Here is a 13,818-nt window from a genome sequence, read left to right on the forward strand (position 1 = left end):
GAGGCTGCGCCGGAGGACGGCCCACATTTTAAGTCTGCGCTCCGATGAGTGCAGACTCGTCGGAGAAGAGTCCGCAAGTTACCGCTGTACTCCGGTTGGCGGATTTCTCACCGGAGCGGCGCATCGATTCCGCCGCTCAGCTCCGGTCAGCCGGCAGCTGCAGTCACTTCCTCAAATACCCATGCGTCATAAGGCTGCATTAGAATTCGCTTTTCGATAGCCGGCTGATCGGAATTGGCCAGCAGTAAGCACCATTTTTTATTGGACACCCTTGTGGGCAGGTCGATTTGGCAAGACTTCCGGCTAAGGTTTGCGAGAACGAGGACCTGCTTTGTGTCTGTCTTTCGTAAATAAGCAAAAACCTGGGGATGATTTTTCAGAATAAGTTCGAATGTACCCTCGGAAAAGAAGGACTGGCTCTTTCTTAAACCGATCAATTGCTTGTAATGATTCAAAACGGATTGCTCATCCTTTTCCTGCTCAGCAATATTCAAGTGAGCGGTATTGTCGTTCACTGCCATCCATGGCAGCAGACTGGAAAAGCCGCCGTACATTCCGCCTTCCCACTGCAGAGGCGTGCGCGAGTGGTCCCTTGTCCAATGCGTTACTTTCCTTAAGGCTTCTTCCGGAGAAGAGCCGCTTTCCAACAGAATGCGATAGAGCTTGTGCGAATCCTGGGCGTCAATTTGCTCCATCGACTGGAAAGCAAAGTTGGTCATGCCGATTTCCTGGCCTTGATAGATGAAGGGCGTCCCTTTCAGCAACATGTACATCGTCGCGATCGCTTTGGCGGATTTGGGCGATTCATCCCCCAGAATTGAAGCGATCCTGGGATTATCATGATTCTCCACGTATAAGGCGTTCCATCCGTTCGCACCCAAGTCCTTCTGCCAACGGGACAGCACCTTTTTGAATCCCAACAGATTGAGCCGTTCCGCGCCCTGTTGGCCTTCGCGCACGTTATGCTCCAACTCGAAGATCATATTCAAATAGCCGTCCTCTTTGGTCCAGTGCGCCGCTTTCTTGCTGGAAACGCCGCTTGCTTCCCCGACCGTCATGATGGGGTAATCATCAAAAATTTCCTTCAGCTCTTTCATATAGACTTCGATTCCCGCGACATTCATGAAGGGAGCCCAAGGGTTGTCGGTGATGTTGAAATCCCACGGTTCTTTTTGGATATGGCTGATGGCATCCAAACGGAAGCCGTCGATCCCCAAATCGAGCCACCAGCGGATCATCCGGTAGATTTCTTCCCGCACTTTCGGGTTTTTCCAGTTCAGATCCGGCTGCTCCGGAGCGAAGACATGGAAGTAGGCCTGACTCGAGCCGGCGTAAGTCCAGGTCGATCCGCCGAAAAAACTTTTCCAGTCGTTCGGCATTTTAGTTTCCGTGGCATCCGCCCACAAATAGTAATCACGATACGGGTTGTCTTTGCCTTTTTTCGCTTCCAAGAACCAGGGATGCTGATCGCTTGTGTGGTTCACAACCAGATCCATGATGATTTTGATGCCTGAAGCATGGGCTTTAGCCAATAATTCCTCGAAATCGGCCATTGTCCCGAAATCGGGATGGATGTCCTGGTAATCGGAAATGTCATAGCCGTTATCGACATTCGGCGAAGCGTAGACAGGGTTCAGCCAGATGAAATCCACGCCCAAAGACTGCAGATAAGGCAGTTTTTCGATGATTCCCTGCAGGTCGCCGATGCCGTCGTGGTTGGCATCCCTGAAACTCCGGGGGTAAATCTGATAGCCTACCGCATTTTTCCACCATCCGCTCATGCTTTCACCTTCAGCACAAATGCTTGCCAAGGTTTCAACTGCATATCCTTCAGATCGGTAAGCTCCATCTCATAATTTTGGACGATCATTTCGGCTATCTCATCATCAACCGAAAAAGGCTGTTCCTTATCGGAGAAATTGGTCACTACCAGCCAACGTTCGCCTTCATGTATCCGGTAATAGCTGATCACTTCTTCCACCGTATCCACCAGCTCGAAATCGCCCCAAACCATGATCGGATGCTCTTTGCGCAAACGGATCAGCTTTTGGTACGTATAAAAAATTGAATGTGGATCCTCCAGAGCAGCTTCCGCATTGATGACCGGATAATTTTCATTTACGCCGATCCAAGGGGTGGCTGTCGTAAATCCGCCGTGCGGAGAAGCATTCCATTGCATCGGGCGACGGGCGTTGTCGCGGCCTTTCGCGTTGATCGCGGCCAGGATCTCTGCTTCGGAATAGCCTTTCGCCAAGCGCTCGTGGTACATATTGATCGTTTCGATATCCCTTGCTTCCGCAATGGAAGTAATCGGTGTGTTGGTCATGCCGATTTCTTCGCCTTGATAGATGTAAGGGGTGCCCTTCATCATGTGCAATAAAATCGCCAGCATTTTGGCGCTTTCCGAGCGGTAGTCCTGATCGTTCCCCCAACGCGAGAGCATCCGCGGCAGATCATGGTTATTCCAGAACAAGGAGTTCCAGCCGTCCAGCCCGAGTTCTGTCTGCCATTTCGCAAAAATCCGCTTCAGTTCGGAAACTTTCATCGGCTGCAGATCCCATTTTTCGCCACCCGGCTTTTGGTCCAGACTGATGTGTTCGAATTGGAAAACCATGGACAGTTCGTTGCGTTCGGGATCGGAATACAATTTTGCAATTTCCGGGGTCGCGCCCCAGGTTTCGCCGACGGTCAACAGATCGTGATTGCCGAAAGTAGCTTGATTCATCTCCTGCAGGAATTCATGCAGCTGCGGTCCGTTCCCGGTGATTTCTTCTTCGGGGATTTTCCCGATCAGGTCGATGACATCCATGCGGAACCCGCCGATCCCTTTAGCGATCCAGCGGTTCATCATCGCGTAGATTTCTTCGCGCATTTTTTTGTTCTGCCAATTCAGGTCCGGCTGTTTTTTACTGAAAAGATGCAAGTAATATTGCCCGCTTGCTTCGTCGAATTCCCACGCCGGCCCGGAGAATGCGGAACGCAATCCGTTCGGCAAGCCGCCATCTGCGGAAGGGTCAGCCCAGACGTAATAATCGCGGTACGGATTGTCTTTGCCTTTTTTGGCTTCGATGAACCAGGGATGTTCGTCCGAGGTATGATTGACCACCAAATCCATCACCACCTTGATGTTCCGCTTGTCGGCCTCCGCGATAAAATGTTCCATCTCTTCCATCGTTCCGAATTCATCCAAGATGGCTTCGTAATCGGAAATATCATAACCGTTATCGTCGTTCGGTGACCGGTAGACAGGCGAAAGCCATACAGCCCCGATCCCTAATTTTTCCAAGTAGTCCAACTTTTCGATCATGCCGCCGATATCGCCGATCCCATCCCCATTACTATCTTTGAAGCTTCGGGGATAAATTTGATAAACGACAACTTCTTGCCACCAATGCTTTTTCATATTGCGTCCTCATCTCTTGTTCATTTCAGAAAATAGACCGAGACATTTGCCGGTCTCGCCTGCAGTGATTATTCTTTCATCAGCACAAAACCTTTACGCTCCAAGTCGACGGTGCCATCTGACACAGCCGCAAGATTCGCAAACAAGGCATTTCCGATCAACTCCACCCTTGCGGAGTGTTCTCCCGTATTGAAGGCACCGCGGAGCACCTCACCGCCTAACATGCGTTCAAAAACGATCACACCCGACTCTTCGGATACTTGCCTCCAATAAAGGGTCCCTTCGGATAGTATTTTTTGGTGTTCTTTGCGGATCCCGACTAATTTTTTAACGAATCGATGCAAATCACGGTCTTGTTTTTCTTCTTCCCAAACCATGCATTTGCGGCAATCAGGGTCCATCCCGCCAGTCAACCCGATTTCATCGCCGTAGTATAAGCAAGGGACCCCAGGCTGCATGTAGGTAAAGGCCATTACTTGTTTCATGATGTCTTTGTCTTCTTTAGCTTCGGTCAACAAACGCGGCGTATCATGGGAATCAAGGATGTTGAACTGCATTTGGTTCGTCTGATTGCGGTAAAGCATCAGCTGATTGTTCATTTCGGAAACCATTTTACTCAATGATAGTTCATTTTTGACGAAATATCCCATGATTGCATCGGTGAAGGCGTAATTCATCACCGCATGGAACTCGTCGCCCTGCAGCCAGCTTTGGGAAGAATGCCAAATTTCGCCGAGAATATAGAAATCTTTTTTGGCTTCATCGCATACTTGACGGAATTTTTTCCAAAAGGCATGATCGACTTCATTCGCAACATCCAATCGCCAGGCATCTATATCAAATTCTTCGATCCAATAACGGGCTATGTTCAGCAAATGTTCCTGTACTTCAGGGTTGGCTGTATTTAATTTCGGCATATGCGGGGTAAAGGCAAAAACATCATAGGTAATGTCATAGGCCTCTTCGAAATTTTCACCTTCTTGGTAAGAAACCGGAAATTCGTTGATATGGAACCAGCCGGCATATTTCGAATCTTTCCCGTGCTTAAGGACGTCTTTCCATTGCGGAGAAGTATCGCCCATGTGGTTGAATACGGCATCCAACATGATTTTCATGCCGCGCCTATGGCATTCGGCTACGAGCCTTTTAAAGGTTTCGGCATTGCCGAATGACGGATCGATTTTCAGGTAATCGATCGTATCGTACTTGTGGTTAGAGAAAGCTTCAAAAATAGGGCATAAATAAATCCCGTTGATTCCCAAGTCTTCCAAATAGTCAAGATGGTCGATTATGCCTTGCAGATCGCCGCCGAAAAAGTCCTTCCTATCGGGATCTTTTGAGCCCCAAGGAAGCGTTCCTTCTGGATCGTTGTCCGGATCGCCGTTGGCAAAGGTCTCCGGAAAAATTTGATACCAAACGGTTTGCTTGACCCATTCGGGCACTTTGAAACGATCGACATCATGGAAGAAGGGCATTCTGAAGTAATTATTCGGCATCAGCAAAAATTCTTCTTCAGAAGGGTACACACCATGGTCTCCATAAAACACGGAGATGCCATCATGGCCCTCCAGCATAAAAGCGTAGGACAAGCGTTTGAAGGGGGCAGCCACTTCCACAAACCAGTAATCATATAAATCCGTAGAGAGTGTTTTGGTCATCCGAAGCGGTCTGCGGTGCCATTCTTCTTTTTCCAGAGAGTAAGGATCACCATAAAGCAAAGCAACTTCCCTGGCATCTCCTCTTGCGGTCCTCAGGCGAACGTGCATCGTTTCTGGATTATATAAATAGGCAAACTCGCTTTCTGGGCGATGATAAAGCGCTGAAGTGTTCATAACGATCGACTCCTTTTCATTCTTCTATTTTTCCACATTGTTACACATAAGAAAACCGGTTGCAAGAACTTTTAGCAATCGGTTGCATATTATTTTGCGCGGGAAGATTTATTTTTGATGATTTCGAACCTGTTTAAAAACTATAAAACCCTAATTTATAAAGGGGATTCATCAATAAGCGCTCTCGGGAAAGTGAAGTGTTTTCTTTTTCTTAATAAAAACACCTTGACTATTTAGGCAAACGGTTGCATAATCGAACTTGTAAAAGAAATTCATTTCAAGGGGGACATGAAAGTGAAAACGAATTGGAAAAAATATTTTGGAAGCGGTTTAATTTTAGGGGCTTCCGCCATGGTTTTAGCGGCATGCGGCGGAAATGCAAACGCAAACGATACAAGCGACACGGGGGCTGCTGCAAACACTTCTGCGGAAGTTGCAGTCAAAGGTGATGTTAAATTGTGGGTTGATACGGATCATGTAGAAGTCTTCAAAGGAATTGTGGCGGACTTCGAAAAAGAATTCCCCGAAGTTACGGTTGAAGTGGCAGCGGGAAGCTCAGCGGATGCGAAAAAGGATGTATCGAAAGATCCGAAAGCGGCTGCCGATGTTTTCATGATGCCTCACGATCAGGTCGGTCAAATGGCTGAAGCGGGTCTGTTGTATCCGAACACAAAATACGCGGATGAAGTAAAAGCAAACAATGTGGAGTCGGCTGTGGAAGGCGTAACGTGGAACGATCAGCTTTACGGCTATCCATACGGTGTTGAATCACAAGTCCTTTACTACAACAAAGCGAAACTTTCCGAGGAAGACGTCAAGAGCTGGACGACCTTGTCGGCAAAAGGCAAAATCGGCACAAACTTTGCTGAGAACGGCGCCAACTATATCTTCGGGCCTTTGTTCATGAGTAACGGTCTTTACTTGTACGGCGCAAACGGCGAAGATCCAAGCGGAACCAATTTCAACAGCGAAAAAGGTGTTGAAGTACTGAAATGGATCGCTGCTCAAAAAAATAATCCGGGTGTGATCCAATCCGGCGCTGAAGCATTAGCCAATCTGGAATCTGGCGTTTCGGATGCGTTCCTTTCCGGCCCTTGGTCCAAAAATGATGTCATCAAAGCGTTGGGCGAGAACATGGGAGTTGCGGCCTACCCGACAGTCGATTTCGGCAGCGGCGAAGTTCAAATGAAAGCTTTCTTGGGCGTCAAGTTGTTTGCTGTCAACCAACAGACAGATGCTCCTTTAGCATCCATGGCTTTGGCGAACTACCTTTCCAATGAAACTTCCCAGTTGACTGAATTCCAGGAAATGGGTGTCATCCCTTCCAATAAAGTCGTTCAGGCAAATGCGGCAGTGCAAGAAGATGCGGTGGCAAAAGCGGTCATGGAAATGTCCCAACCCACTCATTCAGTCGTAATGCCTAAGGTTCCGGAAATCGTTTCATTCTGGCCAGCGATGGATGCTATCATCAATGATACCTACAAAGGCAACATCACAGCATCCGAATATATGGCTAAACTGGACAAATTGGTCAGCGACACATCCAAAGTAACAGAAGTAAAAGAATAAAAAGGAAGGAGGGCGAAAGATCACGAATCTTTCGTCCCTCTTATTTAAATGATGAAAGTGAGTGGGAAAGCCATGTTCAAGAAAAAAAGTTACGAACAGCAGATGACCTTTCGGAAATTGTTCAAAAAAGGGGACTTAGCAACAAAGCTTTCCTTTGTTGTCATGGGAGCGGCCAATCTTGCCAACAAACAATACTTAAAGGGTTTGATTTTTTTAGTTTCTGAAATTGCCTTTTTCTATTGGTTGATCCGCAATGGCGTGCAGGCGTTGTCCATGTTGGCGACGCTGGGCACCAAGGAGCAAGGGCTCGTTTTTGATGAACAGTTAGGGATCCAAATATTGCAAGAGGGCGACAACTCAATGTTATTGCTATTATTCGGTATTGCGGCCATTTTGCTGTGTGTGTTCCTTGTTGTAATGTACGTCATCAATCTGAAAAGCGCGCGGCATATCCATGAACTGAAGGAAGCGGATGAAAAGATTCCGAGTACGATGGATGATTTGGGGAGTTTGCTGAATGAACGGTTCTACGCCACCCTGATGGCGATTCCGTTGCTGGGCGTACTGTTGTTCACGGTCCTACCATTGCTCTATATGGTTTCGATTGCCTTCACGAACTATGACCACACGCATCTGCCGCCGAAAAACCTGTTCACATGGGTCGGCTTGGTGAACTTCGGCAACGTCATTTCCGGGAAAATGGCGGGCACGTTCTTCCCGGTCTTGGGATGGACGCTGACCTGGGCGACGCTTGCAACAGTCACTTGCTTTTTCTTCGGCATCCTCCTGGCGCTTTTGATCAATACCAAAGGACTGAAATTCAAAGGCGTTTGGCGCACGATTTTCGTCATCACGATGGCTGTGCCGCAATTCATCTCGCTGTTGGTGATGCGCAATCTATTGAATGGCGCGGGTCCCATCAATGCGACGCTGCTGAGTCTGGGGCTGATCGATGCCGCCATCCCGTTTTTGACGGATCCGATTTGGGCCAAAATTACCGTCGTTGTCGTGAACATGTGGATCGGTATTCCGGCAACGATGCTTGTTTCGACAGGGATCATCCAAAATCTGCCGACTGACCAGATCGAGGCGGCACGGATCGATGGCGCGAATAAATTGCAGATTTTCAGGAACATCACTTTCCCGCAAATCTTGTTCGTCATGATGCCTGCGTTGATCCAACAGTTCATCGGAAACATCAACAACTTCAACGTCATTTTTCTGTTGACCGGCGGCGGCCCTTCGAATTCCGATTTTTACGGCGCGGGGTCGACGGACTTGCTGGTAACTTGGCTGTACAATTTGACCGTCAACACGATGGACTATAACTTGGCGTCCGTCATCGGCATCTTGATCTTCATCTTGTCCGCAGTATTCAGTCTGCTTGCTTACACAAGAACGAATTCATTTAAGGAGGGCTAAAAACATGGCAAAAGAAAAGAAAACAACAGGATACAAAGCGCAGCGGCGGTATTCGCTTGCTGCAGTCTATGCCATCCTTGCTGTGATGTCGGTCATTTGGCTGTTTCCTATCGTATGGATCGTTTTGACCAGCTTCCGGGCAGAAGGCGGCGCATTTGTTCCTTACATCATCCCAAAAACATTCACTTTGGAAAACTATCAGATTCTCCTGCAGAACACATCCGGAAATTATCCGTTTATCCGCTGGTTCTTGAACACGTTATTTGTTTCCGTCATCAGCTGCATCCTGTCGACTTTCATCACGATCGCAATGGCGTACGCACTGTCGCGCCTGCGCTTCAAGATGAGAAAACCGTTCCTGAAAGTTGCGCTGGTATTGAACATGTTCCCTGGATTCATGAGCATGATTGCCGTGTATTACATCCTGAAAGCCCTGAACTTGACAGAAACCCTGTTTGCCTTGATTTTGGTTTATTCTGCGGGCTCTGCACTGGGCTTTTACATTGCCAAAGGCTTCTTTGATACGATCCCGATGGCACTGGATGAATCCGCCATGATCGACGGAGCGAACAAATGGCAGATTTTCACGAAAATCACGCTGCCGTTGTCCAAACCGATCATCGTGTATACGTCATTGCTGGCCTTCATGGCGCCGTGGATGGACTTCATCTTCGCAAAAATCATCATGGGCGACAACATCCAAAACTACACGATCGCAATCGGACTGTTCACGATGATGACCCGCACGACCGCGAACTCGCTGTTTATGGCATTCACCGCAGGCTGCGTGCTGATCGCCATCCCAATCACGATTCTGTTCATCTTCATGCAGCGCTTCTATGTGGAAGGCGTGACTTCCGGATCTGTCAAAGGATAAACGTGTTCAAAAGCGCCGATCAACAGGTTGACTTGCCATGACATAAGTCGCGATTGCATTCTTTTTGATAAAATCTTAAATCAAAACAGCAGAATCCCTTGATGTGAAGGGATTCTGCTGTTTTGGTTTGCTTATGGCACGGGGACGGATTTTGAGGAAATATATCCAAGATTACTGTTCGTCCGCAGAGCTTCTTCAGGTGGCTGAACAGTTGGACGAGAAAATTACAGAGTTTGATCAAGAGATATCGACGACGGAGGCAGGCGGTGAAAGAAAGCAACTTCGATCCCAACGAAAAATTCCGAAGCAGTATAGCAAACTCATTTTGGAGATGGCAAAGCGGAAGCAGAAATATCAGCGTGATATGATGATTTTCGGAGAAAGAAACAGCTACTCCAAGACGGATCATGATGCTACATTCATGCGGATGAAAGAAGATTACATGAAGAATGGCCAGCTGAAGGCCGGCTACAATATGCATTGGCTTAAGATATTTTCCCAAATCCCACGGATACGCGCTCATGGCAGTGAACATGAGGAAATACACTGCCCGTGAAGCCCTCCTTAGGAGGGAAACTGCTCCAAAATCCTCAAAAAAAGGTTCCGACCACCACAATCTGGTGATTGGAACCTTTTTTCGTTCACTTCAGCTAGTTATGTCCCAGCCTCTTTCCTCTTTGCGATGGTTTGTAAAAAAATTATAGTACAGTTCTTGAGAAGAGAATACTTTCCAGCTATCAACTTTATTTTTTTGAAATAGATGTATCTCAAACATTAGGTTTTATGTCTAACTTTTGGGATGGATAAAGAAATTGAGATTTAAAAAACAGACATAGATTCGTCGGTACTCTCCACTTGTTTAAGGTACCTATAAACGCTTGGTTCAGAAATTTTCAGTATTTCAGCTACTTGAGAAACAGCACCCTTCACTTCAAAAAAACCTTTATCAAAAAGAATTTTTACTATTTCAATTTTTTGTTCAGGTTTCAAAGCTACGTTAGAATTTAATACATTTGCGGGAACAATCGAGTAAATGATATCTTTGAGAGTCTCAGAAAAATATTCGATAAATTCAACGCCATTACTTGTAGGACTATCTACATGATTTTTAGCTATCTTATCAGACTGAACATCCATTTTTATATTCCCTAAATTTAAAATTTTTTGTGACAAAATAACATACGGAGAAATATCAACATTAAAGCATAGCATGGCTTCTAGTTCGCCTTCTGGTGACTTAATGAAATAGGTCGAAGCCTGAATATCTCTATTGTCTTTTGTAATGCCTTTATAATTTTGGATATAAGGCTGTTTTTTGTATACCTTGTTCTTTATCATCTCTAAGGCAAGACCAGTTAAAGGGGCATTTTTAGTTCGTCCAGAGATGTGTCCGTTGACTATAGCTCCAATATAGTTATGATCTGGTTCAATAATCTGTAAGACAATCTCTACATTATCGCCTAAAATATTTCCTAAAAAATGTACAAATTGAATTAACTCAATTTTTCTGTTTTCTTCCATTATTAATCACTCCTTGCAAGTATTATACACTATCTCAATTATTAATGATAATAAATTATTAAAATCTGATAATTTATTATTGCTTAATGCGCTTTCATGTGATAAACTTTTTTTGTGTTAATAATAAATTATCAATCGCGGAAGGAGCGTTAGAAGTGTCAATTCTTCAAAATATAGTTGGTATAAGAACGTAGATGGTTATCTTTATACTTCTAGGCAATTTGCACAAGATTAAGTTGAATTCAATATTGAGACACAATTGCAATTTATTTTAATGAAAACGCTTGAGTTTTGACGCATACGGTAATAAAATATTATTAAGATGATAAAAAATAAAAGGGAAGTGTCTAACATGCAAAACACAATTAAAGCAGTCGGTCCTTATTCTGCTTACAGGAAATCTGGTAATCTTATTTTTATTTCTGGTCAACTACCAATTGATCCCAACACAAATGCTATTGTATCTGGAAATATTGAGGAGCAAACAGAGCAATCTTTAAAAAATTTAAAAGAACTATTAGAAGAACAAAATTTAGATATGTCAGCTATTGTAAAAACAACTGTTTTTTTGGCGGATATTAAGGATTTCAATACAGTGAATGAAATTTATAGTGGATTTTTTGAAAGCCCTTACCCATCGAGATCAGCTTTTCAGGTTGCAGCATTACCCAAAGGGGCGTTAATAGAAATTGAAGCTATTGCTCAAGGCGAATAGAACGAGGAGGATAAAAAAATGGAATGGACAATGTTCTTAGCACTTACAGTTTGTTGTTTAGCTATGTATATAGGTGAAGTCGTCTCTATAAAACTTAAAGGTTTAGTTCCACAAATGCTTGTAGTTTCGATTATCTTCTTAGTTGGTTTCTGGACTATTTTTCCCAAGGATATTCTGGCAATTAGTGGGATACAGACATTGGCAAAGGTTATGATGGGTATGATTTTAATCCATGTGGGATCAATGTTTGAGTTGAAGGACCTCGTTAAAGAGTGGAAAACAGTTGTTACAGTTTTATTTGCAATGGTAGGGATAGTAGCATTTGTATACTTCCTTGCTCCATTGGTTATTGACAGTACTACTGCATTAATTGCAATCCCACCACTAACTGGCGGAGGAATGGCAGCATTAATTATGAATAATGCTGCAGTAGAAGCTGGCAAACCGGAATTAGGAATGTTACCGATGTTAATCTTTGTATTACATGGATTTGTTGGATTCCCATTAACTGCCATATTTTTAAATAAAGAAAGTAAGCGTTTGAAACTTGAATATCGAAACTCTGGTATTAAATATGTTAGAAATGAAACAATTCCTAAAGTGAATGTTGCTACACTAGCTACACCAATTAGAAGTAACTTATATGAATTAGTCCCGGAACAATACAGAACATCTACTTTTTATATTACAGTTCTAGTATTTTTCGCCTTTATTTGTGAGTACTTAACCGGCCTTACCGGTATAAACAATGCAATTATCCAAGTTCTTTTAGGTATGGCATTGAGATTAGTAGGTATCCTCGAACCAAAACCGTTAAGCAAAACGGAATCAAATGGTATATTGACCTTGGCATTGTTTGTAAGCTTTATGGGATCATTTGCTTTTGCAACAGTGGACGTTATCATTAAATTGTTAATAACAATTGCTATCCTAATGGCTCTTTCGACAATTGGTTTAATGATAGCAAGTACATTAATTGGAAAAAGATTAGGATTTACAACACAAATGTCAATTGCAATTGGGCTCAACTGTTATTTAGGTTTTCCATTTAACTATGGACTCACAATGGAAGCAATTAAAAGTGTTGCAGAAAATGAAGAAGAAGAAGCATATCTCCATGATTATTTAATGCCGAAAATGATTGTGGCTGGGATTGTATCTGTCTCTATTTGTTCGGCGATTTTAGCAGGTATAGTAGCAAATATCGTCTTTTAGGTAATATTTTGATTAAACAAACATGTAAAGTGATTTTTATTAACAGAAGGAGGAGCTTATGATGCTAGCTCAAAAAACAAAGTATGATTTTGACAATTTAATTAACAGAACCAATACGGGTTCTTATAAATGGGAACAAATGAAAGGGTGGAACCCCAATGTTAGTAAAGAGGTTATACCGTTTAGCGTAGCTGACATGGAATTGAAAAATCCACCTGAAATTATTGAAGGTTTAAAAAGTTATCTTGACGATCTTGTTTTAGGTTACACAATTCCAACGAAAGGTTTTACAGATGCGGTATGTGGTTGGATGGAAAAAAGACATAACTGGCAAATTGAACCGGAATGGATTGTTAGTACACCAGGTGTTGTATACGCCTTTTACACTGCCATAAAGGCATTCTCAGAACCCGGAGACGGAATAATTATAAACCCGCCTGTCTATTATCCTTTCTATAGTGGTATTGAACTAAATGATAGAAAAGTTGTTAAAAGTCCATTAGTTCAAGATGGGATGACATATACAATTGATTATGATGATTTAGAGAAAAAAGCAGCTGATCCTAATAATAAAGTTTTATTATTTTGTAGTCCGCATAACCCGGTTGGTCGCGTCTGGAAGAAAGAAGAACTAGAAAAAGTAGCCGATATCTGTTTGAGAAACAATGTATTGATTATCTCTGATGAAATTCATAATGACCTAATAATGCCGGGATATGAACATACCCTATTTGCAACAATATCTGATGATGTAGCCAACAACCTCATTGTATGCACAGCACCAAGCAAAACTTTTAATCTTGCAGGTATGCAGTTATCAAATATTATCATTCCAAACAAGGAAATCAGGGAACGTTTTGTAAAAGAAAATGAGAAGAATGGAGTTAACACATTAAACATTTTAGGTTATAAGGCATGCGAAATTGCTTATACCCAATGTGAAGGATGGTTAGATCAGTTAATACAATTAATATATGAGAATCATAATATTCTAAAGGAATATATGAGTGAAAATCTACCACAAATAAAAGTCTATGACATTGAAGGAACATACTTGCAGTGGTTTGATTTTCGTGCACTTGGTCTTGATAAAGATGAGCTGGAAACATTCTTGCATACGGAAGCAGAAGTGTTCTTTGACGAAGGCTATGTTTTTGGAGATGAAGGAAATGGATTTGAACGTATGAATCTGGCTTGTCCAACAGAAACAATGCTTCAAGGACTTGAACAATTAAAAGTTGCTATTAATAATAGGGGGCTATAA

Annotated in this window: 11 protein-coding genes; 7 read left to right on the plus strand and 4 right to left on the minus strand. The window is 43.5% G+C overall.

The genetic code is table 11. The features are described from left to right. Nucleotides 1–146: 146 nt before the first annotated feature. The 3 genes from BM101_RS07940 to BM101_RS07950 all read right to left on the minus strand — a co-directional run bounded on the left by BM101_RS07940 (nt 147) and on the right by BM101_RS07950 (nt 5,235). On the minus strand, nt 147–1,781 hold the full coding sequence (locus tag BM101_RS07940) for a glycoside hydrolase family 13 protein (protein WP_087033856.1): 1,635 nt from the start codon (nt 1,779–1,781) through the stop codon (nt 147–149). Continuing rightward, nucleotides 1,778–3,403, minus strand: a complete 1,626-nt coding sequence (locus BM101_RS07945; RefSeq protein ID WP_087033855.1) for a glycoside hydrolase family 13 protein — start codon at nt 3,401–3,403, stop codon at nt 1,778–1,780. The genes BM101_RS07940 and BM101_RS07945 overlap by 4 nt, the downstream gene beginning before the upstream one ends. Nucleotides 3,404–3,471: 68 nt before the next feature. Further along, nucleotides 3,472–5,235 carry a glycoside hydrolase family 13 protein gene (locus BM101_RS07950; protein WP_087033854.1) on the minus strand — a complete coding sequence of 588 codons (1,764 nt, stop codon included), beginning with the start codon at nt 5,233–5,235 and terminating at the stop codon, nt 3,472–3,474. Between the two features lie 294 nt (nt 5,236–5,529). Between BM101_RS07950 and BM101_RS07955 the strand changes: the two genes are divergently transcribed. The 4 genes from BM101_RS07955 to BM101_RS07970 all read left to right on the plus strand — a co-directional run bounded on the left by BM101_RS07955 (nt 5,530) and on the right by BM101_RS07970 (nt 9,659). Beyond that, nucleotides 5,530–6,804 carry an extracellular solute-binding protein gene (locus tag BM101_RS07955; protein ID WP_087033877.1) on the plus strand — a complete coding sequence of 425 codons (1,275 nt, stop codon included), beginning with the start codon at nt 5,530–5,532 and terminating at the stop codon, nt 6,802–6,804. Nucleotides 6,805–6,876: 72 nt separating this feature from the next. After that, nucleotides 6,877–8,226, plus strand: a complete 1,350-nt coding sequence (locus BM101_RS07960; RefSeq protein ID WP_087033853.1) for a carbohydrate ABC transporter permease — start codon at nt 6,877–6,879, stop codon at nt 8,224–8,226. 4 nt (nt 8,227–8,230) lie between these two features. Next, entirely contained in the window at nt 8,231–9,103 is an 873-nt protein-coding gene (locus tag BM101_RS07965) for a sugar ABC transporter permease (RefSeq protein WP_087033852.1), read from the plus strand. Between the two features lie 199 nt (nt 9,104–9,302). Next, nucleotides 9,303–9,659: a hypothetical protein gene (locus BM101_RS07970; protein ID WP_143596845.1), complete on the plus strand. Its 357-nt coding sequence runs from the start codon at nt 9,303–9,305 to the stop codon at nt 9,657–9,659. 263 nt (nt 9,660–9,922) lie between these two features. Here BM101_RS07970 and BM101_RS07975 read toward each other — a convergent pair whose 3' ends face one another. Next, nucleotides 9,923–10,624 (minus strand): helix-turn-helix transcriptional regulator, encoded by a 702-nt coding sequence (locus BM101_RS07975; protein WP_087033850.1) that lies wholly within the window; start codon nt 10,622–10,624, stop codon nt 9,923–9,925. A gap of 352 nt (nt 10,625–10,976) precedes the next feature. Between BM101_RS07975 and BM101_RS07980 the strand changes: the two genes are divergently transcribed. The 3 genes from BM101_RS07980 to BM101_RS07990 are packed head-to-tail and all read left to right on the plus strand — an operon-like array spanning nt 10,977 to nt 13,818. After that, nucleotides 10,977–11,339, plus strand: coding sequence for a RidA family protein (locus tag BM101_RS07980; RefSeq protein ID WP_087033849.1), 363 nt, complete (start codon nt 10,977–10,979; stop codon nt 11,337–11,339). A gap of 18 nt (nt 11,340–11,357) precedes the next feature. Next, nucleotides 11,358–12,554, plus strand: a complete 1,197-nt coding sequence (locus BM101_RS07985; RefSeq protein ID WP_087033848.1) for a hypothetical protein — start codon at nt 11,358–11,360, stop codon at nt 12,552–12,554. Nucleotides 12,555–12,612: 58 nt separating this feature from the next. Next, complete coding sequence (locus BM101_RS07990) at nt 12,613–13,818, plus strand: MalY/PatB family protein (RefSeq protein WP_087033847.1); 1,206 nt, start codon at nt 12,613–12,615, stop codon at nt 13,816–13,818.

This window comes from Trichococcus palustris, assembly GCF_900114465.1.
Lineage (GTDB): Bacteria > Bacillota > Bacilli > Lactobacillales > Aerococcaceae > Trichococcus > Trichococcus palustris.

What these genes read in the sequence shown, in the direction of transcription:
- BM101_RS07940 (WP_087033856.1), bottom strand. Translation starts at nt 1,781, where the DNA reads ATGAGCGGATGGTGGAAAAATGCGGTAGGCTATCAGATTTACCCCCGG.
- BM101_RS07945 (WP_087033855.1), bottom strand. Translation starts at nt 3,403, where the DNA reads ATGAAAAAGCATTGGTGGCAAGAAGTTGTCGTTTATCAAATTTATCCC.
- BM101_RS07950 (WP_087033854.1), bottom strand. Translation starts at nt 5,235, where the DNA reads ATGAACACTTCAGCGCTTTATCATCGCCCAGAAAGCGAGTTTGCCTAT.
- BM101_RS07960 (WP_087033853.1), top strand. Translation starts at nt 6,877, where the DNA reads ATGTTCAAGAAAAAAAGTTACGAACAGCAGATGACCTTTCGGAAATTG.
- BM101_RS07965 (WP_087033852.1), top strand. Translation starts at nt 8,231, where the DNA reads ATGGCAAAAGAAAAGAAAACAACAGGATACAAAGCGCAGCGGCGGTAT.
- BM101_RS07975 (WP_087033850.1), bottom strand. Translation starts at nt 10,624, where the DNA reads ATGGAAGAAAACAGAAAAATTGAGTTAATTCAATTTGTACATTTTTTA.
- BM101_RS07980 (WP_087033849.1), top strand. Translation starts at nt 10,977, where the DNA reads ATGCAAAACACAATTAAAGCAGTCGGTCCTTATTCTGCTTACAGGAAA.
- BM101_RS07985 (WP_087033848.1), top strand. Translation starts at nt 11,358, where the DNA reads ATGGAATGGACAATGTTCTTAGCACTTACAGTTTGTTGTTTAGCTATG.
- BM101_RS07990 (WP_087033847.1), top strand. Translation starts at nt 12,613, where the DNA reads ATGATGCTAGCTCAAAAAACAAAGTATGATTTTGACAATTTAATTAAC.